Origin of the sequence: Pseudomonas sp. Irchel s3b5, from assembly GCF_900187435.1 — a bacterium.
GTDB lineage: Bacteria > Pseudomonadota > Gammaproteobacteria > Pseudomonadales > Pseudomonadaceae > Aquipseudomonas.
This window is the reverse complement of the sequence record NZ_FYDY01000023.1, coordinates 22,339-46,402: the sequence shown is the minus strand read 5'-3', so window position 1 is coordinate 46,402 and position 24,064 is coordinate 22,339. Positions and strand designations below refer to the sequence as shown.

20 protein-coding genes and 1 pseudogene are annotated in these 24,064 nt (G+C 60.3%); 2 read left to right on the top strand and 19 right to left on the bottom strand.

The genetic code is table 11. From position 1 onward, the window contains the following. Positions 1–13: 13 nt before the first annotated feature. The 6 genes from CKW15_RS21020 to CKW15_RS21000 form a co-directional block, all read right to left on the bottom strand. Positions 14–514: a hypothetical protein gene (locus tag CKW15_RS21020; protein WP_095152640.1), complete on the bottom strand. Its 501-nt coding sequence runs from the start codon at positions 512–514 to the stop codon at positions 14–16. Then, positions 507–1,376 carry a transcriptional regulator gene (locus CKW15_RS21015; protein WP_095060428.1) on the bottom strand — a complete coding sequence of 290 codons (870 nt, stop codon included), beginning with the start codon at positions 1,374–1,376 and terminating at the stop codon, positions 507–509. The genes CKW15_RS21020 and CKW15_RS21015 overlap by 8 nt, the downstream gene beginning before the upstream one ends. A gap of 118 nt (positions 1,377–1,494) precedes the next feature. After that, entirely contained in the window at positions 1,495–1,995 is a 501-nt protein-coding gene (locus CKW15_RS21010) for a GNAT family N-acetyltransferase (RefSeq protein ID WP_095060425.1), read from the bottom strand. A 94-nt stretch (positions 1,996–2,089) separates the two neighbouring features. After that, entirely contained in the window at positions 2,090–2,260 is a 171-nt protein-coding gene (locus CKW15_RS28395; protein WP_159953411.1) for a hypothetical protein, read from the bottom strand. 43 nt (positions 2,261–2,303) lie between these two features. Further along, positions 2,304–2,633, bottom strand: coding sequence for a DUF6124 family protein (locus CKW15_RS21005; RefSeq protein WP_095060423.1), 330 nt, complete (start codon positions 2,631–2,633; stop codon positions 2,304–2,306). Positions 2,634–3,519: 886 nt separating this feature from the next. After that, positions 3,520–3,975: a YMGG-like glycine zipper-containing protein gene (locus CKW15_RS21000; protein ID WP_095060422.1), complete on the bottom strand. Its 456-nt coding sequence runs from the start codon at positions 3,973–3,975 to the stop codon at positions 3,520–3,522. Between the two features lie 288 nt (positions 3,976–4,263). Here CKW15_RS21000 and CKW15_RS20995 point away from each other — a divergent pair, with 288 nt between their 5' ends. Then, a complete protein-coding gene (locus CKW15_RS20995) occupies positions 4,264–5,352 on the top strand; it encodes an RHS repeat-associated core domain-containing protein (RefSeq protein WP_095152639.1) in 1,089 nt (362 codons plus the stop codon). Here the strand turns inward: CKW15_RS20995 and CKW15_RS20990 are convergent. The 13 genes and pseudogenes from CKW15_RS20990 to CKW15_RS20930 all read right to left on the bottom strand — a co-directional run. Further along, a pseudogene (locus CKW15_RS20990) lies at positions 5,353–5,523 on the bottom strand (transposase domain-containing protein); the annotation flags it as partial. Positions 5,524–5,587: 64 nt separating this feature from the next. Continuing rightward, on the bottom strand, positions 5,588–6,286 hold the full coding sequence (locus tag CKW15_RS20985) for an NAD(P)H-dependent oxidoreductase (RefSeq protein WP_095060418.1): 699 nt from the start codon (positions 6,284–6,286) through the stop codon (positions 5,588–5,590). A gap of 87 nt (positions 6,287–6,373) precedes the next feature. Beyond that, a complete protein-coding gene (locus CKW15_RS20980) occupies positions 6,374–7,789 on the bottom strand; it encodes an aldehyde dehydrogenase family protein (protein ID WP_095060416.1) in 1,416 nt (471 codons plus the stop codon). Beyond that, on the bottom strand, positions 7,782–8,972 hold the full coding sequence (locus CKW15_RS20975) for a pyridoxal phosphate-dependent aminotransferase (protein WP_095060414.1): 1,191 nt from the start codon (positions 8,970–8,972) through the stop codon (positions 7,782–7,784). The genes CKW15_RS20980 and CKW15_RS20975 overlap by 8 nt, the downstream gene beginning before the upstream one ends. A gap of 24 nt (positions 8,973–8,996) precedes the next feature. After that, the gene (locus CKW15_RS20970; RefSeq protein WP_095060412.1) at positions 8,997–10,604 is read right to left on the bottom strand and encodes a 5-guanidino-2-oxopentanoate decarboxylase; all 1,608 of its coding nucleotides are present in this window, start codon (positions 10,602–10,604) and stop codon (positions 8,997–8,999) included. A gap of 10 nt (positions 10,605–10,614) precedes the next feature. Beyond that, on the bottom strand, positions 10,615–12,714 hold the full coding sequence (locus tag CKW15_RS20965; protein WP_095060410.1) for an acetate--CoA ligase family protein: 2,100 nt from the start codon (positions 12,712–12,714) through the stop codon (positions 10,615–10,617). 18 nt (positions 12,715–12,732) lie between these two features. Beyond that, complete coding sequence (locus CKW15_RS20960; RefSeq protein ID WP_095060408.1) at positions 12,733–13,893, bottom strand: acyl-CoA dehydrogenase family protein; 1,161 nt, start codon at positions 13,891–13,893, stop codon at positions 12,733–12,735. An 81-nt stretch (positions 13,894–13,974) separates the two neighbouring features. Next, the gene (locus tag CKW15_RS20955) at positions 13,975–14,766 is read right to left on the bottom strand and encodes an enoyl-CoA hydratase/isomerase family protein (protein WP_095060406.1); all 792 of its coding nucleotides are present in this window, start codon (positions 14,764–14,766) and stop codon (positions 13,975–13,977) included. 466 nt (positions 14,767–15,232) lie between these two features. Then, positions 15,233–16,645 (bottom strand): amino acid permease, encoded by a 1,413-nt coding sequence (locus CKW15_RS20950; protein ID WP_095060060.1) that lies wholly within the window; start codon positions 16,643–16,645, stop codon positions 15,233–15,235. Positions 16,646–16,853: 208 nt separating this feature from the next. Continuing rightward, positions 16,854–19,109, bottom strand: coding sequence for an ATP-binding protein (locus tag CKW15_RS20945; protein ID WP_095152638.1), 2,256 nt, complete (start codon positions 19,107–19,109; stop codon positions 16,854–16,856). After that, a complete protein-coding gene (locus CKW15_RS20940) occupies positions 19,106–19,879 on the bottom strand; it encodes an ABC transporter substrate-binding protein (RefSeq protein WP_095152637.1) in 774 nt (257 codons plus the stop codon). Before CKW15_RS20940 ends, CKW15_RS20945 begins: the two co-directional genes overlap by 4 nt. 3 nt (positions 19,880–19,882) lie before the next feature. Next, positions 19,883–20,599, bottom strand: a complete 717-nt coding sequence (locus tag CKW15_RS20935; RefSeq protein WP_095060066.1) for a response regulator — start codon at positions 20,597–20,599, stop codon at positions 19,883–19,885. A 92-nt stretch (positions 20,600–20,691) separates the two neighbouring features. Beyond that, positions 20,692–21,339, bottom strand: a complete 648-nt coding sequence (locus tag CKW15_RS20930) for a TetR family transcriptional regulator C-terminal domain-containing protein (RefSeq protein WP_095060068.1) — start codon at positions 21,337–21,339, stop codon at positions 20,692–20,694. 594 nt (positions 21,340–21,933) lie between these two features. On the opposite strand from CKW15_RS20930, the gene CKW15_RS20925 reads away from it, so the two are divergent. Then, entirely contained in the window at positions 21,934–23,895 is a 1,962-nt protein-coding gene (locus tag CKW15_RS20925) for an FAD-dependent oxidoreductase (RefSeq protein ID WP_095060158.1), read from the top strand. The last annotated feature ends 169 nt before the right edge of the window (positions 23,896–24,064 follow it).

Here is a 24,064-nt window from a genome sequence, read left to right as displayed (position 1 = left end):
CCCCGCCGATGCGTTACCTTTTCGAGCATAAGATGAACATGTCATTGCCATCATCGAACAGGTAACGCGTCTGCGACAACGACCGCACCCAGTAGCTCAGGCTGCTGTCGGGGCGAAAAATAAACATGCTCAACCTGCCTGACAAATCAGCAATCGGGCTGTCGGCTTCGCCCTTGGCACCGCGCATCACATTGAGCTGCAAGCGCTGCTTCTGTTGAGCCACTTCAAAGGCACTGTTGCGGTGGATCGTGCCGATTTCAGCCCCGGTTTCGGCATCGACCAATTGGGCGATCATGCGCATATGGCTGATCCCGCCGGGGCTCAAATCCAGCCTGAAACGCGTCGTCAACCAGGCCGGACGCACGCCGGAAAACGCTTCATGCGCGCTCTCCCCCGTGCACCAAAGGTCCAGCCGCGCATCACGCTCTGCTGTCCACCGGCCCAGCGCCACACCCAACAGCCCCAGAACCACGAAGGCCAGGCACCACGCTGCATTTTCCGCGCGTCTAGTCATTTTGTTTTACGCCTATGCAGCGGCTGTCGGCGTTCTCCAGTTCGCCATCGCACAGGATCTGATCCGCCCCACGACGCGACGGTAACAGGTACAGGTGGATGTTTTGCGCCGAGAGATCCAGCAACTCCGCCAGTTTTCGACTGTGCTCGACCATCCGTTGCAGATGGGGCGCTGCCAGAATTTGCACGTCTTGAGCCGAACGATGCACGTGCACGTCCCCCATGGTCACGGGCGCAGTGAATTCGGGCGCTGGCGCATCAACGGACAGTCCCCATCCCAGGTTGCCCAGCAGGAATGCCAACGCGCCCCACACGGGCAACGCGAGCCATAGGCCCCAACGCCGTTGCGGTGTCACAGGACTTACGGGCGATGGCGCAGGATCGGTGTCGGCCGCGGCGTGTGTCGGCGGCATCGACGGGCACGCAATCACCTCTTCTGCCTGATCGACCGGGCTTGCCAGCGGCGGTGCATCAATGGGGATCGCGCTTTCAACGGCATGCGCGTTATCGATTGGCAGGCCCGGCCACTCCTCGACGCGCACACCATCCGAGAGCTTGTAACCGATGCGGGGCAGCGTCTGGATGAAGTCCCGATCAGGTTGCAGTTTCTCCAACGCCAACCGCAACTGGCGGACCACCTGGGCCAGGCTGTTGTCGGTCACTTCCAAACCGTATTGGCCCCATGCCCCGGACATCAGATCGCGTTTGCGCACCACGGAACCACCGGACCTGAGCAGCATCGCCAGGCAACGGCTAGCGATTGCACCTACCCGCAAGGGCTCTTCACCAGCGGTATCAAGCCGAAACAAGAGGAAATTGTCTTCGTCGAATACCAGTTGTTTATCAATTAGCACGAGGCCCATAGCGCCTTTCCATACTTGGCAATTCAACAGTCTGGTAATTCAAGTCTGCTTTGCGGTCTTTAGCAATGTTGTCCCGGATTTGACGGCAATCGATTGAGCTTTGGTGAAGCACTTTCGTTTAGATCGACAGAACGAATCGACACTCGCCCGCTGTTTTGTCGGTACAAGCAGGTTGCTCAAGCAGGAAGCCGCATCGATCAAGCACTTTTCTGGAGCCGACATTTTCCTCAAACACGTAAGCCACCAGCTGCGTTAGTTGCCAGCGTACCTTGGCCTCCTGGATCAAATATCGAAGCGCCAGGGTGGCAAGCCCCTGCCCGCATGCGCCCTGATCGATCCGATAACCGACTTCCGCGCGGCCCGTCAGTGCGTTTATGCACTTCAGATTGGCGCGGCCCACTATCCGCTCGTTGGCGTCTTCGATAACGAATGGGTGCCAGGCGCCCACTGCAAACCCGGACAAATAGCCTTCGATATGCTCGGCGACACCCTGCTCGGAGTAAAAATCGAGGTCGCGCGCATCGATATGCGATTCGAACCATGCGCGGTTATGCGTTTCGAACGCCAGCAGCGCCTCAACATCGGTACGTTTGAGCTCGCGAACGCGAAATGACTTCATTCAACACATCTCCATTTTTTGCGGCTGCATTTAATCGGCTCGCCGGGCTGCATTAATGCGCTATACCCAATAACGCCATCACGCAATTGATCCTCTACTGGAGGTTGGCAATGCGGCACTGTTGATCGCGACGAGCCTCACCGGCACCGTGACCGTCGTGGTCGATCAAACCAACGTTGACTTTTACATCACCGGCGTACCCACCGGAACCCTCTTGCCCCAGCAAACCCGGCCCCGTCGCGTATGCGATGAACGATAAGGTCATCACCAAAAGCGTCGCAGCCGGGCGCAAACCCGGCCGAATGCTGTCAGGGCCGCTCCGGCGGTTCGAGCTGATCCAGCGCCCGGTTCACCGCCAACTCTCCCAGCATGATCACTTGTGCGATGCCCAGCAGCGCGTTGCGCCTGGGCCCGTCGATCTGGTCCGCCAGATCCATGGTCATGACATTGGCCGACGCCAGCGACTCGCAGGCATGGGCCAGCAGGGTTTCGATATCAAGCGTTGGGTCGACGATGAACATGGAGTTGAGCGTACGCGGGATGGCCATGATGCTGGCGCCCAAGTCGAGTGTGTTGTTGGTGGTTTCGTTGGGGGATGCGGGGTCGGTGTCTGGGGGGTTGGGGGTGACTTTGAACATAGTTGGAATTCCATATGTGATTATCGGAGCCCTCACCCTCGCTACCAAACGTAAGGTGGTGGCCATACGAAGGTTGGTAGACCGGCCACATGGAAAACCGGCGCACCCGAGGGCGCCCTGCGCATGGCCACCATAAAACAGAGCCCCGAAAAGCGGCTGCATTAGGTGACGCTATACGCCATATGGGACGGGCTACCAAACCCGATCGCTGCTGTTTTTTCAGCGACCGGCAAACGATAAAACCCGGCGCCAAGGCGCACAAGCCGGCGGATTCTGGCGTAGCTGTAGGCAACTACGCAAGCTGCTGTAGCTTGCGAGAAGTAACGCCCTACCCCCCTTAAACAAACCTGCAATCACATATACCTGTAGGAGCAAGCTTGCTCGCGATAGCGGTCTATCAGACACATAAATACTGCATGTGCCACCGCCATCGCGAGCAGGCTCGTTCCTACAGGGGATGTTGGTGACCGTCCTCGATATAAAGCTGCAAACACAAAAACCTGTAGGAGCAAGCTTGCTCGCGATAGCGGTCTGTCAGACACATAAATACTGAATGTGCCACCGCCATCGCGAGCAGGCTCGCTCCTACAGGGGATGTTGGTGACCGTCCTCGATATAAAGCTGCAAACACAAAAACCTGTAGGAGCAAGCTTGCTCGCGATAGCGATCTATCAGACACATAAATACTGAATGTGCCGCCGCCATCGCGAGCAGGCTCGCTCCTACAGGGGATGTTGGTGACCGTCCTCGATATAAAGCTGCAAACACAAAAACCTGTAGGAGCAAGCTTGCTCGCGATAGCGGTCTGTCAGACACATAAATACTGCATGTGCCACCGCCATCGCGAGCAGGCTCGCTCCTACAGGAGGGTTGGGTGAATGTCAGCTCAAGGATTGATCTGATACCCCTTGCCCTGCAGACAACTGTTGTAGGCCGTCGTGGTATTGGCCGCCGAGGTTTTCTCCTCTTCGCGGCGATCCTGACGTTGACGCGAACCACCGACAACCATGCCGGCCGCCGCAGTCTCCTTGGCCCGGTCCTGGCGCACTTCCTGTTTCACATCACTGTCCACACGATCATCAAACTCCTCGTGCTGATTGCTGCGCACGCCCGATGCCACGGCACCTGCCGCCGCCCCCGCCGCCGCGCCCTTGGCCCGCCCACCGGACGACGAAGAAGTCGTCGAGGCGCTCTGACTGTTGGCGATGTTCTGGCATTCGGTCATGTCCGTCTGTGTTTGCTGCGAACTCTGCCCCTTCAACGGCACAACCGTCTGGGCCCATACCGGGGCACTCAAAATCGACAATACGACGCACAGGCTAACCGGTGAAAACCTTTTCATGATGAGCTCCGACAGGGCTGCCGCACAGGGCAAGCCTTGGGTTCAATGGCAAACGGCAAGCGACCACACGCGTCGCCATGCCGATCAAGTGAAACAACCATTAAGTGTAGTTCACTGCCGCTCACCTTCCGCTCCGTCGATCAGGCGTCTATACAGAAATACGGGTTTACAGCGCCTCAATACGCGAAAACTTAAAACGATCCACCTACCAGTTCTGCTAGTACCCACCCCTAACAATCGGGCCGATACTGAAGCACCGCCAGACATTGGAAGACAGGAACACAACCGATGCCTACCTCACCGAACACCTTGCTCTGCCAGTATCGATATGACCCATTAGACCGCCTCATCGGACAGATGCAGTCAGGGACGCCTGTCCACCAACGCTTCTACTGCAAAAGCCGCCTGGCGACGGAAATACAAGGGGCAACTGGCCGCTCCATCGTCCAGGCCGGCGACCAGTTGCTGGCGCAACAACAGCGTCAAGGCGATGCGCTCGACACCACGCTACTAGCTACAGACATGCAACGCTCGGTCTTGCAAACAATCAAACCCAACCCTCCACGCCAACCCATCGCCTATTCCCCCTACGGACATCATCCTGCTGAAAGCGGTTTGACCAGTTTGCTGGGCTTCAACGGTGAACGATGGGATCCGGTGACGGGGTGTTATTTGTTGGGGAATGGGTATCGGGCGTTTAATCCGGTTTTGATGCGGTTTAATAGCCCGGATAGTTGGAGCCCGTTTGGGAAGGGAGGATTTAATTCGTATGCTTACTGCTTAGGTGACCCCGTCAACTTCTTTGATCCCAATGGGCATCTTCGCATATCCTCAGTGGCAAAATTTATATTCTGGAAATATAGAGCAGGAGCAAGGGCAGTACAGCGCACGAGAACGATCTTCATAGGCTGGGAAAAGATGACTTTAAATTCAAATATAACAGGAAAACAATCTGTAAGCGCCCGAACACAAATAGCAACTCTGTCGCGCGTAATGGACAATATCTTCTCAAAAAACTCCAGATATCTTAGCGAAATTAAAATTGCACAAACGAAAGCTGATATGGATTATAAATTATTGGGAATCAGACCAGAACAAAATGATCGACTAAAATTACTAAATAGCATAAAGGCAAACCAGAGTGAGTTTGATAGCTCCGGACTGGAGTTCTCTATCGAAAAACTAGAAGACATGGTCGATGGGATATTCGACCCAAGGTTGCCGTTAATTGACCGTCCATCCCAAAACACGGCCAAAGTATATAAAAAGGAACTTCTTACATTCATTGACACTGATCGTGCTGGTTACTACGAAGCGATGGTTCGAATTAGAGACGAGCACTTCAACGTATGCGTCCGGGCATCACGCTTTGCGTAATTAACCCGGCTGCCACTTATGCGGAAGCAACTGCTCTATTTCACTCGCCCGCTGTGTCGGCAAGCGCGTGAGAACATCCTTTAGATAAGCATACGGGTCATGACCATTCAGCCGCGCAGACTGAATCAAGCTCATGATCGCCGCAGCCCGTTTTCCGCTGCGTAGCGAGCCGGTGAGTCGAGCGAGCAAGCTCGCCCTTTAGCTTTGCAAGACCAGGTCAATAAAAATCAAACCTTCACAGGGGATACAACTGTTCATCAAACTCCGCCAACTTCGGAAACACCAACACCTGCTCATCACTCAAATGCTGCAACCGTTGCCCATACTCAACCAAAAACTGCTGCCGCGCGTCTTCACTGATATACGGCACATGCCAAGCCACAAACGGTTGCAGCACCTCAAACCCCACATAAGCCAGCGTCCCACGCAAAATCGGCCGCAACATATCCTCCAGCGGCCCATGAATCGCGCCTTCGCCGAACATATGCTCACGCCCGCCCAACGTGACGGTCACCAGCGCCTTCTTCCCCGCCAACCCGCCCTGATCGTAAAAGCGCTTGCCGCCGTAGCAAATGCCCGACACCAGCACCCGATCGATCCAGCCCTTGAGCATGGCCGGGGCGGAGAACCAGAAGATCGGGAAGTTGAGGATCAGCAGGTCGGCCCACAGCAGTTTGTCGAGTTCGGCCTGGATGTCTGCCGCGAGCGACTGGCTTTTCACGCCCAGGCGTTGTTCCAGGGCATAGACCAGGTATTCCGGATTTTCCCGGTTGGAGAAGTCGGCGTCGCTGGCCACCGGGTTCCAGTTCATTTTGTACAGGTCGCTGACCTGCACTTCGTGGCCCTGGGCTTCGAGGGTGGCGACGGCCTGGTCACGCAAGGCTGCGGTGAAAGATTGCGGCTCCGGATGGGCGTGGACGATCAGTACTTTCATGGGGGTTCCTTAGCATTGTTCCAGCGTATCGGTTGAAGGTGTGGAGTAGCGATATCGTGGGTAATGAACGGTTTGAATCGACAACCGTCACACCTGAATCGCCTTCACTTCGACGAACTCGTTCAGCCCCTCCTCGCCCCATTCTCGCCCGTTACCCGACTGTTTGTAGCCACCGAACGGCGCGTGATAATTGAACGCCGCACCATTGAGGAAACACTGACCGGCGCGCAGCTGACGCCCCAGTTGCAAGGCGCGCTCAGGGCTGCCGGCCCAGACACCGCTGGACAAGCCGAACGGTGAGTCGTTGGCGATCTGGACCGCTTGCGCCTCATCGTTGTAGGGAATCAGGCACAGCACCGGGCCGAAGATTTCTTCCTGGGCGATGCGCATGCGGTTGTCGACGTCGGCGAACAGCGTCGGGCTGACATAGAAGCCGCGCTCGAATGCAGGCGCGGCATCACCGCCACACAGCAGCCGCGCACCTTCCTCCTGGCCGACCTTGATGTAGTCAAGCACCGTGCGTTTTTGCCCGGCCGAGCACATCGGCCCGAGAAAGCTGTGTGGGTCGAGGGGATCGCCCATGCGCAAGCGGAGGGTTTCTTCGAGTGCCAGTTCCACGGCTTCGGCATAACGACTGGCCGGCAACAGCATGCGGGTCAACGCCGTGCAGGTCTGGCCGGAGTTGATCATCACGTCCTGCACGCCGTAGCGCACAGCGGCAGCCAGGTCCGCATCCTCGGCAATCAGCAGCGCCGACTTGCCACCCAGTTCCAGGCACACACGCTTGACCGAAGGCGCCGCCGCTTGCGCAACCCGCACGCCTGCGCCGGTCGAACCGGTAAACGACACCATGTCCACGTCCGGGTGTTTGGCCAAGGCTTCACCGACTTTCGAACCCGGCCCGCTCACCAGGTTGAAAACCCCGGCCGGCAGGCCGATGTCTTCGATCATCTGTGCCAGCAGGAACGCGTGCAGGGGCGTTTCCTGGCTCGGCTTGACCACCACCGTGCAACCGGCGGCGAGTGCTGGCGCGAGTTTGCCGATCAACTGATGCAGCGGGTAATTCCACGGATTGATGAATGCGCAGACACCGACCGCTTCGCGGATCACCAGCGAGTTACCGACTTCGCGCACTTCGTCCATCAACCCGGCGAGTTCGACGTATTGCTCAAGGCCAGCGATCGGTCCGTCGACCTGCACCGAGCGGCACCATTGCACCGGCATGCCCAGTTCCGTGGTGATGACTGCGGCCATCTCATCGGCGCGCTTGCGCAGTTGATCGGCCAGAGCGCGGATGTAGCCGGCCCGCTCGCTGGACGGCGTGCGTGACCATGAATCGAACGCCCGACGTGCAGCCGCCACGGCGTTTTCGACGTCGAGTTCGTCCCCCAGCGGAACACTGCCGCAGACTTCTTCGGTGGCCGGGTTGATCACCTCGGCGACACCCTGCCCCGACGGTTTTTGCCAGCGGCCATTAATAAACAGTGCCTTGTGATCAAGCATCGACCAACGCCTCCATCAGTTCTTCAGCACAACGGGCAATACGCTGGCAGGCATCGCGCAGCGGTTCGGCGCCGACCACCAGGCCAAGGCGTATATGCCCCGCCGCGCTCGGCCCGAAGGCTTCGCCCGCCAGGACCGACACGCCGTGACGATCCAGCAAGCGGTCGGCAAACGCTTGGGCACTGAGCCCGGTTTCGCGGATATCGACCATCACGAACATTCCGCCATCGGGTTTCAGGGCGCGTAAGCCTGGGCAATCGGCCAGGCTGTCGCACACCAGATCGCGGCGCTGGCGATAGGCTTCGCGCATGGTGTTCAGTTCCGGCAGGTCGTTTTCCAGCGCAATGACGGCGGCGTCCTGAATGAAATCCGGCGAGCCGTACAGCATGCACAGCGCGAGGTTTTCCAGATGCGCGGCCAGGGATGGCGGCGCCACCACCCAACCGACGCGCCAGCCGGTCATGGCGTGGGATTTCGACAGGCTGTTGAGGGTCGCTGTGCGCTCGGCCATACCCGGCAGGCTCGCCGGGCTGATGTGCTCGCCTTCAAACAGCAGTTCGCTGTAGACCTCATCGGAAATCAGCCACAGGTCGTGGGCGATGCACAGCTCGGCCAAGGATTGCCACGTGCTGCGCGGCAGGCTCGCGCCGGACGGGTTGTGCGGGCTGTTCAAGGCCAGCGCCCGGGTCCGTGGCGTGATGCGCGCCGCGACGTCCTCGGGCAGCACGCGAAAACCGTTTTCCGAACGCACCGGCACCGGCACCACCACCGCGCCGCAAGCACCGAACACCGCTTCGTAGGTGACGTACATCGGCTCGGCGACGATCACTTCGTCGCCCGGGTTCAGCACGCATTGGGCCACGCTGAACAGCGCGCACTGCGCCCCGGCCAGCACGGTGACCTGATCGGCCGAGACGGTTTGGCCGCTGCGTTGCTGGTGACGTTTGGCGATGGCTTCACGCAGGGCGCGCTTGCCGCGCACCTCGGCGTAATGGGTGTTGCCATTCAGCAGGCTGTCGATAGCGCCCTGCACGATCGGCTGCGGCGTGTCGAAATCCGGATCGCCCACGGACAACAGCAGAATGTCTTCGCCTTGCTCACGCAGCGCCAGGGCGCGGTAGTGAATCTCCCACGCGGCGGCGCCGTCACCGGCGATTCGTTGAGTCAGATCGGAAAAGCGCATGGCTTCATCCCCTTGAAATGCAGATCAATGCGCACAGGCATGCTTGAGTTCAATCAGCGTCACGCCGTTGCGTTTGAAGCCGTGGCGCAAGTCGGTTTGCAACTCGGCGAGGCTTTGTGGCTGGGTCACGGTGCAACCGAAAGCGCGGCCGAGGGCAGCAAAGTCCGGGTTGCGCGGCAGTACGCCAATGGGCTCGATATCCAGGCCGATCATGTCGTCGCGGATTTGCCCCAGCGCGTCGTTGTTCCACAGCAGCACCACCAGCGGGCTGTCCAGCTCCTCGACAGCCGTGGCCAGTTCCTGGGCGGTGTAGAGGAAACCACCGTCGCCCACCAGCACCAGACCCGGCCGTTGCGGTGCGCCAAACTTGGCGCCGATGCCTGCCGGCAGGCCGTAACCCAACGTGCCGTAGCCGGTCGGGTGCAACCAGCTGCGGATGGCCAGGCTGTCGAAGGCGTAGTTGCCGGTGTAGGCCAGTTGGGTCATGTCGGTGCTGATGAACGCGTTATCCGGCAGCTCGGCAGCGATACGGTCGAGAATCGATTGATGGATCGACTGCAACGGGCCATGGCTGGCCTTGACCGCTTCACGCAGAGCGGCGACCGAGGCTATCGCAGCGCTGGCATCGCGTACCTCGGACGGCAGACGCTCAAGCAGACCACTGAGGGTTTGTTGTGCGTCGCCGTGCAAGGCAACCGCACACGGGTAGAAGTCATTGAACTTGCGCGGGTCGATGTCGACGCGCAGCAGTTCGGCGTTCAGTGGCAGGCGTTCGCGCCAGTAATCGGTGTCGGCCATTTCGGTGCCGACCGCCAGCACCACATCGGCCTCGGCGATCAGGTTCCAGCCGGGTTCTACGCACAGTGATGAACCGGCGCTCAACGGCGCATCCGGTGACATCAGGCCTTTGCCGGCGACACTGGTGAACAGTGGCGCGGCGAGACGGGTGCTGATTTCTTGCAGTTCAGAAGTCGCATTCAGCGCACCACCACCGGCGATGATCATCGGGCGTTTGGCAGCGTTGAGTTTGGCCACGGCTTGATCCAGTGCCGTGGAAGAAGCCGGGCCGCGACCCGGACGACGCACCACTTCATGGCTCCAGTCACGGGCAATCGGCGCCGACAATACGTCCAGCGGCACCGAGATGTGCACCGGGCGCGGACGCTCGCTGTCGAACACCGCGTAAGCACGGGCGATCAGTTCCGGCAGGTCTTCAGCGGTCAACGCCACGGCAGAGAACGCGGTGATCGGCGCGGTCATCGCACGCTGGTCCTGACACTCGTGCAGGCTGCCCCAGCCCTTGCCCAGGCTGGCGCTGTGGTTGACGCTGGAAATCACCAGCATCGGAATCGAATCGGCATAGGCCTGGCCAATGCCGGTGGCGGCGTTGGTCACGCCGGGGCCGGTGATGATGAAGCACACGCCGGGCTTGCCGCTGACCCGCGCATAGCCGTCGGCCATGAAGCTGGCGCCCTGTTCATGGCGGGTCAGCACGTGGCGAATGCCGCTGCCGGGTAAGCCGCGGTACAGCTCCAGGGTGTGCACGCCGGGAATACCGAACACGGTATCGACGCCGTAATTGGCCAGCAGACGCACCAACGCCTGGCCACCGGTCAAGGTTTTGCTTTGCATATTCATGTCCTCACGCATGGCCGAGGCGAATCAACGCGTCGACCGCAGTCGTGCCCTGGGCACCGACCAACAATGGGTTCACATCGAGTTCCAGCAGGTGCGCGGCGTTTTCGCAGGCGTAGTCGGCGACTGCGCGGATGGCGATCACCAAGGCGTCCAGGTCAGCAGATTCGCGACCCCGGAAACCTTGCAGCAACGGCGCACTGCGCAGGCTGAGCACGGCATTGCGGATCGCGCCGTCGGTGGTCGGCAGCAACAGGCTGCGACTGTCCTTGAGCAGTTCCACCAGAATGCCGCCTGCGCCAATCACCAACGCCAGGCCAAAATCGTCTTCGCGTTTGATGCCGACGATCAGTTCAGCCAGTGGCGGCTTGGCCATCGGTTCCAGCAACACTTGATCGAACGGCATGCCCGGCGCGTATGCGGCAATGCTGGCCGTCATTTTTTCAAGCGCAGCGCTTATTGCGGCGCCGTCCTTGAGGTTCAGCGCCACGGCACCGGCCTCGGTCTTGTGTGGCAATTGGGCGCTGACCGCTTTCAACACCAGCGGATAGCCCAGCGATTCGGCGTCTTTGGGCGCGTTAAGTACCGAGCTCAGAACGCCGTTGGGCGTTGGCAGGCCAAAGGCTTTTAACGCCTGTTTGGAATCCCATTCATTGAGCAATTGCCCTTCGCCGTGCAGCGCTTGCGGGCACAGCGGCACCAACGTCGATTCGCCCAAGGCCAGTAACGCCTGACGATTACGCTGATAGCCCGCGATGCGACCCCATGCTGCCAAGCCGTCTTCAACACCTTGCAACGCCGCCACACCTTGCGCATGCAGGCGCTCACGGGCATGGACCGGCAGCAATTCAGGGAAGGCCGAGGTGACAAAACCGGTCTTGCCGTGGCGTTGCAGTGCCGCGCAGTAAAGCTCCAGCAGCAGGTCGCATTCCTTGCGCTCGCCGGTGAACTCGGACGGGTAGTCGAGCACCAGCATTGCGGCGTCCGCTTCGGTACGCAGGGCGCTGTCGAGCATGCGGTTCAAGGCTTCGCCATCGCCCCAGATCGCCGTGGTGAAATCCAGCGGGTTGACCAGGTTGGCGTAGGTCGGCAGCACTTGTGCGAGTTCGCCGACCTGGCCGTTGTCGAGTTTCGGCAGGTCCAGCTCATTGCGTTCGGCGTAATCTGCGATCAGTCCCGCATCGCCACCGGAACAGGCCAGCGCGATCAGGCGATTGCCCGCCGGCAAGTTGCCGCACGCCGCCGCTTTCAGGGTTTCGACAAAACTCACCGGGCCGCTGACACGGATCACGCCGAGACGGTCGAACAGTGCGTCGTACAGCGCATCGGAGCCGGACAAGGAGCTGGTGTGACTCAGGGCCAGTTCGGCACCGATCTGCGACACGCCGGTTTTCAGCGCGATGATCGGGATGCCCTTCTCCAGGGCCTTGTGCGCGGCGCGGGCAAAACCCGGCACGTTCTTCAGACCTTCCAGATGCAGGCCGATGGCGGTGACGCGCGGTTCGTCGAGCAACACGTCCATCAATTCGGCCACGCCCAGTTGCGCCTGATTGCCAACCGACGCCATGTAGGCCACCGGCAGCGAGCGGTCGCTCATGGACAGGTTGTAGGCGAAATTGCCGCTCTGGGTCAGCACCGCGACGCCCTTCTCCACCGCTTTGCCGCCATGGGCCACCGGCCACAGCGCGGAACTGTGCAGGTAGTCGAGCAGGCCGTAGCAGTTGGGGCCGAGCAAGGCCATGTCGCCGGCGGCTTCCAGCAGCTTTTGTTGCAGTGCCTGCCCCTCGGCGCCGGTTTCGGCGAAACCCGAGGCGTAGCAGATCGCACCGCCTGCACCAATGGCGGCCAGTTCGGCGACGCAGGTGAGCGTCAGTTCGCGGTTGGTGGCGATAAATACCGCATCCGGCCCGCACGGCAGTTGCGCGATGCTGCGCACGCACGGCACGCCTTCGAGGTTGTCGTGCTGCGGATTGACCAGCCACATTTGCCCTTGGTAGCCGCCCTCGGCACAGCGCTTGAGTGCGCGCGCCATGCTGCGGCCGCCGACAAACGCCACGTGTTGCGGCGCGAGCATGCGTTTGAGGTTGTCACGTATGGTTTGCGACATGGGAGTTCTCCGGGCCAATCAGCGCAGCAGCGGACGCAGCAATTCACGGGAAATGATGTGGCGCTGGATTTCCGAGGTACCTTCCCAGATCCGTTCGATCCGTGCGTTGCGCCAGATGCGCTCCACCGGACCTTCATCCATCAGGCCCATGCCGCCAAAAATCTGCACCGCTTCATCGGCGGCGCGTCCCAGCACTTCACTGGCAAACAGCTTGGCCATACCGGCCTCGCCATCGGTCATGGTGCCTTGGTCCATTTTCCACGCGGTGTGCAGGGTCAGCAGTTCGGCGGCACGGATTTGCGTGGCCATGTCGGCCAATTTGAACGACACCCCTTGGTAGGTGCCAATCGGCTGGCCGAATTGCTTGCGATCCGCCGCCCATTGCAGCGACACGTCCAACGCACGTTGCGCCTGACCGACGCAGTTGGCGGCGACCATCACCCGTCCAGCGGTCAACCAAGCGTTGGCCACGTCCCAACCTTTGCCGACTTCGCCCAGCACTTTGCTGGCCGGCACGCGGCAGTCGTCGAAGAACATTTCGAAGGTGTGATAGCCACGGTTGCTCACGCACTTCGGTCCACGGCGAATGGTCATGCCTGGGGTGTTGCGGTCGACCAGGAACGAGGTCACGGCATTGCGCTTTTTGCCGTTGTGTTCGTAGGTGTCAGTCACCGCAAAGACAATGGCGAAGTCAGCGTGACCGGCATGGCTGATGAAGTGCTTGCTGCCGTTGAGGATGAAGTCGTCGCCCTCACGCACGGCGCGGGTTTTGATCGCGTTGGCGTCGGAGCCGGCACCCGGTTCGGTCAGCGCGAAACAGTCGATTTTTTCACCCTGGATGCACGGCAACAGGTAGTCGTTGATCTGGTCGCCGGTGCAGGCCATGAGGATCTTCGATGGCCGCGCAACGAACACGTGCAGCGCCCAGGAAACTTTGGACAGCTCACGTTCGATCAGCGCCTGGGACAGGTAGTCCAGACCGCCACCGCCCACTTCTTCGGGCATGTTGAAGGCATAGAAACCGGCGGCGATGGCCTTGCCGCGAATCTGTGCAGCCAGTTCCGGGGAAACCTCGTCGGCACGGTCGACTTCTTCTTCGTAAGGCAGCAGTTCCTTCTCGACGAAGCTGCGTACCGAGTCCACCAACATTTCTTGTTCTTGGGTCAGTTGGAAATTCATGCTGCTACCTGTTGTTCGTTCACAAAGAATGGTGTGCGAGGCTGAAGGCGATCGCTGGCAAGCCAGCTCCTACAGGTCGTGTCAGCGGCCGATGAAGCGTGCCGGGCGTTTTTCCATGGCGGCGCGCAGGGCTTCGGTGCCGTCTTCGCTGCGACCGCAGAGCAGGCCGGCGGCGAGCTCGGCTTGCAGTTGTTCCGGCAGGCTGCGTTCGGCGCCTTCACGCATGAGCTTTTTGGTCTGGGCGAAGGCGAAGGTCGGGCCGCTGGCCAGGCGTGCGGCGAGTTCGCTGGTGACCGTCAGCAGTTGATCGTCGGCACAGACCTCGCTCACCAGTCCGGCATTCAAGGCACGGTCGGCGCCCCACAATTCATCGAGGAACAGCAGGCGCTTGGCCTGTTCGCTGCCGATCAAACGCGGCAGGTGCCAACTGGCACCGGCGTCTGGCGAGTACGCCATGCTGGTGTAGCCGGCCTTGAAGCGTGCCGATTGCCCGGCGATGCGCAGGTCGCAGCACAGGGTCAGGTCCATCCCGGCGCCGACGGCGGTGCCGTTGATGGCGGCGATGGTCGGTTTTTCCAGGCTGTGCAGGCGGGTCATCAGAGCGTGGGCGGTTTCGGTCCAGCCGTAGGTTTCCAGCGCGCCACGGGCTTCGGCGTCGGCCCATTCATCAAGGTCGGCGCCGGCGCAGAAGCTGCGGCCGCTGCCGGTCAACACGACTACGCGAACGGCCGGGTCGGCGTTGAAACCATCGAGCAGCGCGTGAAGGTTTTTCAGGGTCGGAATATCGAGCGCGTTGCGCTGGGCAGTTCGATTAAGGGTGATCCAGGCAACGCCTGCTTCGACCTGGCTGAGCAGCGACGATTGAGTAGTCATGGGGATCCTCGAATTATTTTGATTGGTCTGAGGTGATGCGACTTGAGGCCATACTAAACGAGTGTTCAGTAAGGCGGCAATCGGTGAAGAGATGAGCTGTAACAGGCTCAAAAAATCTATAACACATTGGTTTTATTGAATTATTTTAAAATTGGCGCGCATGGAGCGCAGGCGCCGTTACAACTTCGAACAACTGGTGACACGCGGTCCTTCCCTCCCACAACCCCCTATAGGAGCGAGCATGCTCGCGAGGGACGTAAGACCACCGTGGGAAACCAGACAGCCCGCGTTATCGTTGACGACCATCACGAGCAGGCTCGCTCCTACAGGGAATCTGCGGTGTGCATAGAAGCTGGGGATGTCACAAAACACTGTAGGAGCCGGCTTGCTAGCGATGGCGGCATCACATTCAACATCGCTGTTGATGGGTACGCTGCTATCGCCAGCAAGCCGGCTCCTACAAGGATCACGCAGTCGGCAAGCTCGGGGCCAACACGCCCTGACGCTTGCGGTGAAGCACGAAGTACGCGCCATAACACAGGGCAATAAACCCAAAGCCCCAGTACAGCGACGGCCGTTGGGTTTCATCCAGTGCCAGGAACACGAACAGCGAGCAGCACAGCGTGATGCACATCAGCGGCAGCACCGGGAACCACGGCGCACGATATTTCAGGTCGCTGAGTTTGCCGCCCTCACGCAGGTAGGCCTTGCGGAATTTGTACTGGGCCAATGCGATGACAATCCAGGTCACGGTGCCCGACATCCCGCTCACCGCCATCAACACCATGAACAAAGTGTCAGCAGCCACAAAACTGGTCATCAACGACACCAGCGCAAAGCACAAGGTGATGCTCAGCGCTCGCAATGGCACGCCACGCTTACTCAGCGACGACAGGCTTTTTGGCGCCATGCCGGTTTTCGACATCGCCCACAGAATCCGCGTCGAGGCATACAGGCCGGAGTTGCCCACCGACAGAATCGCCGTAAGGATCACGAAGTTCATCAGGTCGGCCGCGTACGGAATGCCCACCATGTCGAACACCTGCACGAACGGACTTTCCATCAGCCCCGCCTGCTGCCACGGCACGATGGCCGACAGCACGATGATCGCCAACACGTAGAAGATCAGCACGCGGAACACCACGTTGCGCACGGCGCGGGGAATGCTTTTTTCAGGCTGATCGGTTTCGCCGGCGGCCACACCCATGATCTCGCAACCCTGGAACGCATAGACCACGGTCATCATCACGGCGAACACGGCCGACAAACCGTTGGGGAATAACGTATCGCCGATCAGGTTGGTCGCCATCGGCGCGGGTGCGCCGCTGCTCAGGGGCATCACGCCGAAGATCACCAGCACACCGACCACGATGAAACCGAGAATCGCCGCGACCTTGATCCCCGAAAACCAGTACTCGGCTTCACCAAAGGCGCGGGTCGCCATGGCATTGATGCCGAACAGCACCACCACGAACAGCGCCGACCAGTACCAGATCGGCACCGCCGGGAACCAACGCGTCATCAACATGCCGGCAGCGGTGAATTCCAGGCCCACGGTGGTGGCCCAACTCATCCAGTAGACCCAGCCGATCATGAAGCCGGTGGCCGGCCCGATGTATTTCGTCGCGTGGGTCTGGAAAGAACCGGACACCGGCATTTGTACCGACAGTTCGCCGAGGCAGACCATCACCAGGTACATCAGGAAACCCGCGACCAGATAAGCCAGAATCGCCCCGACCGGACCGCCCTGGTTGATGGTCACGCCCGAGCCCATGAACAGCCCGGTGCCGATGACGCCGCCCAACGACAACATGAAGATGTGCCGGCTCTTGAGGGCGCGGGTCAGTTGGATGCCTTTATGATCAGTATTTTCGTTCATGTCGGCACCTCAGCAGTCAGTGAGGTGCGCAGCGCGCGACGGAACGTCACGGCGCAGGGAGGGATCAGCTTTACGGCAATTCATTATTATTATCTCCAATAAGCTTCGAAGACCGCGCTGCGGCGGTTGCGTCGATTATTGGAAAGCCATGTAAGTTCGCGTTGACCGTAAAGATCGAAGTTGTACAAAGTCGTAACAAATTTGTACGTCAGCGTTGTAACAGGTCGTCCAGAGTCTTCAGTGCGTGCTGCATTTGCCCCTGGACATGGGGCGACAACGCCTCGATGGCGGATTGATCATTGGTCAGCGCCGCTTCTTCCAGTGTTCGCAGCACCGAGGCCAGGGCGCGAAACCCCAATGAATCGCTGCTGCCCGCCAAGCGATGGGCCTGATGCCCTACCTCTGTGCAGTCATCCGCCGCGATGGCATCAACCAATGCCTCGCGGTGCTGAACGATCGCGTTGCGCAGGACCGCGAGCAGGCCCTGGACTTTTTGCTCGCCGAGCAAGGCGCGATGGGTTTGCAGCAACGGCCAGTCGATCGTCTCGTCGTCCGATACGGAGCTGGCGACTGGCGCTTGCCCCTCCAATACCTGACGCAGGTTTTCCAGCTTCAACGGTTTGGCCAGGATGCCGTCCATGCCCGCCTCCAGATAGCCGCGCACCAATGCCGGTTGCACGCTGGCCGTCAACGCGAAGATACGCGTGTGGCGATTCGGCCCTTCACTGTGGCGAATCCTTTTGCACAATTCGACGCCGCTGATCCCCGGCAAATGCACGTCCAGCAACAGCAGATCGAACGTCCGGGCGGCGCACTCAATCAATGCCTGTTCCGCGTCTTCGGCCAGCCATACCTGATGGCCGTCCCGTTGCAGCAGGCCCTCGACCACTTCGCGGTTGAGCGCCACATCCTCGACCACCAGAATCTTCAGCGCCGGCCCGACGGCGCGAACCGGCACCACCGGTGCGACACCGCTGGCCGGTTGCAACGTCAGTTCGAACCAGAAACAGCTGCCGCGCCCGACCTCGCTGTCGACGCCAATAATGCCGCCCATCTGCTCCACCAAATGTTTGCAGATCGCCAGCCCCAGCCCGGTGCCGCCAAAGCGCTGGGCCACTTCTTCGCTGGCCTGGGTGAATCGCTCGAAAATCTTTGCCTGCATGGCGGGCGCGATACCGATGCCGTTGTCGGTGACGCTGATGCGCAGCCGCTGCCCGGTTTGTTCGGGAGTCTGAGTGATCAAGGCCACCTCGACACTGACTTCGCCGTCTTCAGTGAACTTGATCGCGTTGGCCAACAGGTTGCTCAACACTTGCCGCAAAAACTGTTCGGCGCCGTGATGATGCTCGGCGACCCGCTGATCAATTCGGTGTAACAACAAGGTGTCGCTGCTCAACGCGCGCGGTTCCAGCAGCGTCAGCACTTCATCCAAAAGCTGTCGAAGCGAGAAATCCACCGGTTCCGGATGACTGACACCCTCCTCCAGCTTGGCGAAATACAGCACTTCATTGAGGATGGTCAGCAAACCTTCGCCGGCCTTGTGCAAGGCATCGAGGCGTTTACCGTCCTGCTCGTCCAGACGCGCCGAACGCAACAGCTCGGCCATGCCGAGAATGCCGTTGAGCGGCGTGCGCAGTTCATGGCTCATGGTTGCCAGAAAACGCGATTTGGCGAGGTTGGCCGCTTCGGCTTCGTCCTTGGCGCGCATCAGGCTGGCGGTGCGACGCTCAACCCTTTTCAGCAACTCATCGCGGTTGTCCTGCAGGGCCAGGCGATCGGTTTCCCGACGTTCGATGTCCCGCAGGATCGAGCGCCGCATGTCGTCCAGGGCATGGGCCACGGTGTCGATTTCATCATTGCCGCGACGCTTGTCCAGGTGCAGGGGTTCTTGCCATTCGCCGGCCGCGATTCGCCGGGCAAACCCGGCCATGACTTTCAGGTGCCGGGTGACCAGCCGATAAAACAACCCGGACAGCGCCACGGCGAGACCGCACAAGAACACGGCCACCCACAACAAATTGGTCAAACCGGTGGCGTACAGGCGTTGATACACCGCGCCCAGATCGGTGCTGACTTCCAGTTCACCAAGGTTGCGCAGCGGCCCGGACGGTGGCTGGTAGTCCAACGCAAAGCGCTCGATGCGCAACGGCCCGACGGGCTGCGGGTTACCTTGCACCAGGTCGAAATCCGGGCTGCTCAGGTGCACCCGCGCCACGTCGGAAAAGTCCACCAAGCCGCGCAACTGCACGTTCAGTTGTTCTTGGTTCAAGTCCCAGAGACTGCGTTCCAGACTGGCCAGGTACCCGGCGCGAATCAGCTCCATGCGCGAATCGATGTCGCGCATTTCCCGTCGATACTCGATGTACAGCTGCACGCTGCTGGCCAGCACGGTGAAACACAGGCTGAACAACAGAATGAACAACAACAGGCGCCGCAGCAGTCCACCCGGCCGGGCGCGAATCATTGCGCGTTCGCCGGCAGGTTGATCATGTCGCGGTAGGTCACTTCACTTTCATTCAGCCAGCGCTCGATATCACCGGCGTCGACCATGCGCTGCAACTGCTGATTGATGTCCGGCATTCGGCTGGCCAAGGGCGATTGGCGCGAAACGGCCACGCGCAGATAGTCCACGCTCAAGGCTTTGGGCAAGGCGACAATGTCTTGGGCGCCGGGCAGGTTTTCCACGTAGAGCTGGCCGGTTCGGCGCTCCTGGGTGATGAAGTCGATGCGCCCGCGAATCAGTTTGCCGAAGTTCTGACGGCTGTCAGAGACCCATTCGATGTTGTTGTGTCGGGCAACCATGCGGTCGAACTCCACGCCGTAGCTTTCACCGAACAATAATCCACCCCGGTAACGCGCGAGGTCGTCGAGGGTTTCGAACTTCACCGGGTGCTGCCGATTGACGAACAACGCCACTTCTTCACGCAGTACCGGCACCGTGGAAAACAGCATGCTTTGTTCCCGTTGCGCCGTGCTGTAGGCCAGGACCACATCCACCCGGCCTTCGGCGACGTCGAGCAGGCAACGCTTCCAGTTTCCCAGCACGACGACTTCGACGTCGTATCCCAATTGGCCGAACAGATTTTTCACCACGCTGGGTGCCAGGCCACGTACGTGCGAGCCGTCACTCCAGGAAACCGGCGGGTACACCGGGTAGTCGCAATAGCGGACCTTTTCACTCGCCAGGGCATTACCCGCGACGACCGCCAACAACAGGTACAGCCATCGCCCCATGATTCAGGCTGCCACGCTGGCGGTGAACAGGTATCCGGCGCCATGGATGGTGATGATCAAGTGAGGTTCCGAAGGGTCGTCGTGCAACTTGCGGCGCAAGCGCCCGACCAGTACGTCGATGGAACGGTCGTTGGGCACCCATTCGCGGTTGCGGATCTGGTCCATCAACTGGTCACGGCTGAGGGTGTGACCGCTGTTGCGCAGGAACACGCTGAGTAACTGGTATTCGCCGTGGGTCAGCAATGTTTCGCTGCCGGACGCGTCGATCAGGCGCCGGCGATCGGTATCGAGTGCCCAGTCGGCGAACTGTTTGACCGGTTTGGCCACGGTGGCAACCGGTTGCGGTGTCTGCGCATGGCGCACCCGGCGAATCAGGTTTTTCGCCCGGGACACCAGTTCCCGAGGATTGAGGGGTTTGATCACGTAGTCATCGGCGCCGCATTCGAGCCCGACAATGCGGTCGATTTCATCGTTGCGACCGGTGATCAGGATGATCCCCACTTCCGAACGCACCCGCAGCTCGCGGGTCAGGGTCAGGCCGTCCTTGCCCGGCAGGCGGATGTCGAGCAGCACCAGGTCGACGCTTTGACTGGCGAGGAAGGTTTCCGCCAGTTCGGCGGTGGCAGCGCAATGCACGTCGTAGCCTTCCTGGAACAGGTAAGCGTGCAGCAAATCGCGAATCAGCGGATCGTCATCGACGATCAGTACCCGAGGAGTCATCGCTTGAAGTCCTGCTTGAGCCCGAAGGCGTGTTTCTTATTAGAGTGTATTACCGCAACGGCGCCAGAGAGTAGCCATTGCTGAACAGCCGATCAACAGCTGCTCGTCTGTCCGCAAAACCGCTGCCGGCCGCCGGCCTGCAAACCGTCGACCCAGGCTTCGCAGATCTGGATGCCCTGCTCCGGAGTGAAGGTGCCGGGGTTGAGCCCCGATTCCAGCCACAAACCGTCAAGCAACGCGCTGAGGCTGATGGCGGCGAGGTCCGCATCGAAATGTTCCCAGCCCTCTTCCTGGGCCAGTTCCGTCAGCACCTTGCGCAGGATGCCGCGGTATTCGCCGTAGGAATGGTCGTGGGCCTGGTTGATCGCCTCGGCGGTTTTCACCGCGCCCCAGAAGGCCAGCCAGGCATCGATCAGTTGCGGGTCGAGCAGTTCGGCGGAAAACGATCCACGGAAAAACGCCGACAAACGCTCCCGGGCATTGGGGGCAGCTTGTTCCATGGCGTCGCGCAACAACGTCATGACCCGCCCAGTGATCGCCATGTAGGCCTCGGCCACCAGTTCGTCCTTGCCGGAGTAGTGATGGCTGATCAGCCCGACCGAAACCCCGGCCTCGGCGGAAATCTTGCGGATCGACGCGCCCTGGAAGCCGTGACGCTTGAGGCACACCAGCGTCGCCTCGATCAGGTTCGCTTTACGCAACTCCGGTTCCATGCGGGAAAAACGGGCTTCCTGATTCATGGGCGACATGCTCCTTGGTTCAATCGTTGGGGCTCACGCTTCAATCGCAAGCTGAACGACTGTACAGCAAGAGCATGGGATGTCTCTAGTCGGATACCCGTCTTACAGGCGGCGGCGCCTGCATCGCTGGCAAGCCAGCTCCTACAGGATCTCGGGTTGCCACACCTTTTGCGGTCGACACAATCCCTGTAGGAGCTGGCTTGCCAGCGATAGCGCCAGCGCATACCCCACAAATTCTGGATCAGTTCGGATACCCCGGCGCCACGCGATCCAGCAAGCGCAACAACGCATTGTATGGGTTCTCCGGGCCAGCTCGGCAGCGCAGACAGTAAGGCCAGTGCGTCGCAGCGTCCATCCGCTGATCCACGCTAGCGCAGCGCAAAGTAAAGAATTAAGTTGATTTTTTACTGAAGGTAAATTTCTATAAGCAAATAATAACAACACCGAAAACCTGATGTTTCTGTAGGAGCGAGCCTGCTCGCGATGGACGTTAACGATGATGCGTGTTGTCAGGATGAACGCGTCGCCCTCAAGTTCATCGCGAGCAAGCTCGCTCCTGCATACACAGGTCAGCCTGCCTGGAGTATCCGCACCATGCCGACCTCGACACCTGCCTTCGCGCACCTGTTCGAACCCTTGCAGATCCGTGGCAAACGTCTGAAAAACCGCATCATGTCCAGCGGGCACGACACGTCGATGCCCACCGACAACCTGGTCAACGAGCAACTGATCGCCTATCACCGGGCGCGCGCCGAAGGCGGTGTCGGGCTGATCGTGTTGCAAGTGGCCGGCGTTCACGACAGTGCGCGCTACACCTCCCATGTGCTGATGGCGACCGACGATGCATGCATCGAGGGTTACCGAAAACTCGCGCAAACCTGCCACGCCCACGGCACCGTGGTGCTGTCGCAAGTGTTCCATCCGGGTCGGGAAATCATGGAGTCCAGCGACGGTTTGCTGGCCGTGGCCTACTCCGCTTCGACGGTGCCCAATGAGCGATTCCGGGTGATGCCCCGGGCACTCGACCAGGCGATGATCGACGAGATCGTCGCCGGTTACGCCGCCGCTGCCCGCCGCTTGCATCAGGCCGGAATCGACGGCGTCGAAGTCGTGGCCAGTCACGGTTACTTGCCGGCGCAATTCATCAATCCACGGGTCAACCGCCGCACCGATGGCTACAACGGTGAGCTGGACCAACGCCTGCGTTTTCTGCGGGAAATCATTGCCGCCATCCGCGAGGCGACCGATGAACAATTCATCATCGGCCTGCGCATCTGCGCCGATGAACGCGACCCGCAAGGCCTGACCGAAGACGAATCCCTGGCCGCCGTCAAACGGCTGCAATCGCAACTGGATTACGTGCACATCGTCGCCGGCACGTCGGCGTCGCTCGGCGGCGCGGTGCATATCGTGCCGCCGATGGCGATTGAAGCGGCGTACCTGGCCAAAGAGGCCGGGACGTTCAAGGCGAGTTTGAACATCCCGTTGTTCGTCACGGGTCGCATCAACCAGCCCCAGGAAGCCGAGCTTATTCTGGCCCGGGGCCAAGCCGATATGTGCGGCATGACCCGAGCCTTGATCTGCGACCCGCAGATGCCGAACAAGACCGACACCGGCCGCGCCGAAGACGTACGTGCGTGCATCGCCTGCAATCAGGCGTGCATCGGGCACTTTCACAAGGGCTTGCCGATTTCCTGCATCCAGCACCCGGAAACCGGGCGTGAGCTGATTTTCAGTGAACGCAAACCGACGCCGCATCGCAAGCGCATCATGATCGCCGGCGGCGGCCCGGCGGGCATGAAAGCCGCTGCCGTCGCCGCCCAGCGAGGGCATGAAGTGACGCTTTACGAAGCCAGTTCACAACTCGGCGGTCAGGTGTTGCTTGCGCAGTTGCTGCCGCGACGCAGCGAGTTCGGTGGCGCCAGTACCAACCTGCAAAGGGAGATGGAATTGGCCGGCGTGCGTGTCATCCGCAATACCCGTGTTGATCGAGCGCTGGTAGAAAGAGAAAAACCCGACCTGGTGATTGTCGCGACGGGCGCCGAGCCCTACTGGCCGGCGTTCGAACGGGGCGGCGAATTGCAGGTAGTGGATGCCTGGCAGGTGTTGCGCGATGAAGTGCAGATTGGCCGTTCAGTGGTCGTTGTCGACTGGCGCTGCGACTGGATCGGCCCCGGCATTGCCGAGCGTCTGGTCCGCGCCGGGCACCAGGTGCAACTGGCGGTTAACGGCACCCATTGCGGGGAAAACCTGCCGCTGTACGTACGCGATCAACTGGCGGGCGAGCTGCATAAACTGGCCGTACCGATCACACCCTATGCGCGGTTGTATGGCTGCGATGACAACACGGTGTACCTGCAACACACCGCCAGTGGCGAACCGATGTTGATGGAAAACATCGACACGCTGGTGTTGTGCCAGGGGCATCAACCAGTGGATACCTTGGGCGATGAATTGCAAGGGCTGGTGGAATTTCGGCGCATCGGCGATTGCCTGGCGCCGCGCACTGCCGAAGAAGCGATTTACGAAGGCTTGAAAGTCGCGTGGGAGCTTTAAGGCTGTTTATACTCCGGGGCTTTCACCGCTGAGCTTTGTAGGAGCTGGCTTGCCAGCGAAGGTCGTTAACGATAACGCGTGCTGGCTGGATAACGGCGGTGTCTGTACCCCCATCGCTGGCAAGCCAGCTCCTACAGAAAACCGCAAGTCGCCCCCATCCCGGTTCGGA

Bases quoted from the DNA above. Each gene is read 5' to 3' on its own strand.
- CKW15_RS21020 (WP_095152640.1), bottom strand. From the start codon at position 514: ATGACTAGACGCGCGGAAAATGCAGCGTGGTGCCTGGCCTTCGTGGTT.
- CKW15_RS21015 (WP_095060428.1), bottom strand. From the start codon at position 1,376: ATGGGCCTCGTGCTAATTGATAAACAACTGGTATTCGACGAAGACAAT.
- CKW15_RS21010 (WP_095060425.1), bottom strand. From the start codon at position 1,995: ATGAAGTCATTTCGCGTTCGCGAGCTCAAACGTACCGATGTTGAGGCG.
- CKW15_RS28395 (WP_159953411.1), bottom strand. From the start codon at position 2,260: ATGACCTTATCGTTCATCGCATACGCGACGGGGCCGGGTTTGCTGGGG.
- CKW15_RS21005 (WP_095060423.1), bottom strand. From the start codon at position 2,633: ATGTTCAAAGTCACCCCCAACCCCCCAGACACCGACCCCGCATCCCCC.
- CKW15_RS21000 (WP_095060422.1), bottom strand. From the start codon at position 3,975: ATGAAAAGGTTTTCACCGGTTAGCCTGTGCGTCGTATTGTCGATTTTG.
- CKW15_RS20995 (WP_095152639.1), top strand. From the start codon at position 4,264: ATGCCTACCTCACCGAACACCTTGCTCTGCCAGTATCGATATGACCCA.
- CKW15_RS20985 (WP_095060418.1), bottom strand. From the start codon at position 6,286: ATGAAAGTACTGATCGTCCACGCCCATCCGGAGCCGCAATCTTTCACC.
- CKW15_RS20980 (WP_095060416.1), bottom strand. From the start codon at position 7,789: ATGCTTGATCACAAGGCACTGTTTATTAATGGCCGCTGGCAAAAACCG.
- CKW15_RS20975 (WP_095060414.1), bottom strand. From the start codon at position 8,972: ATGCGCTTTTCCGATCTGACTCAACGAATCGCCGGTGACGGCGCCGCC.
- CKW15_RS20970 (WP_095060412.1), bottom strand. From the start codon at position 10,604: ATGCAAAGCAAAACCTTGACCGGTGGCCAGGCGTTGGTGCGTCTGCTG.
- CKW15_RS20965 (WP_095060410.1), bottom strand. From the start codon at position 12,714: ATGTCGCAAACCATACGTGACAACCTCAAACGCATGCTCGCGCCGCAA.
- CKW15_RS20960 (WP_095060408.1), bottom strand. From the start codon at position 13,893: ATGAATTTCCAACTGACCCAAGAACAAGAAATGTTGGTGGACTCGGTA.
- CKW15_RS20955 (WP_095060406.1), bottom strand. From the start codon at position 14,766: ATGACTACTCAATCGTCGCTGCTCAGCCAGGTCGAAGCAGGCGTTGCC.
- CKW15_RS20950 (WP_095060060.1), bottom strand. From the start codon at position 16,645: ATGAACGAAAATACTGATCATAAAGGCATCCAACTGACCCGCGCCCTC.
- CKW15_RS20945 (WP_095152638.1), bottom strand. From the start codon at position 19,109: ATGATTCGCGCCCGGCCGGGTGGACTGCTGCGGCGCCTGTTGTTGTTC.
- CKW15_RS20940 (WP_095152637.1), bottom strand. From the start codon at position 19,879: ATGGGGCGATGGCTGTACCTGTTGTTGGCGGTCGTCGCGGGTAATGCC.
- CKW15_RS20935 (WP_095060066.1), bottom strand. From the start codon at position 20,599: ATGACTCCTCGGGTACTGATCGTCGATGACGATCCGCTGATTCGCGAT.
- CKW15_RS20930 (WP_095060068.1), bottom strand. From the start codon at position 21,339: ATGAATCAGGAAGCCCGTTTTTCCCGCATGGAACCGGAGTTGCGTAAA.
- CKW15_RS20925 (WP_095060158.1), top strand. From the start codon at position 21,934: ATGCCGACCTCGACACCTGCCTTCGCGCACCTGTTCGAACCCTTGCAG.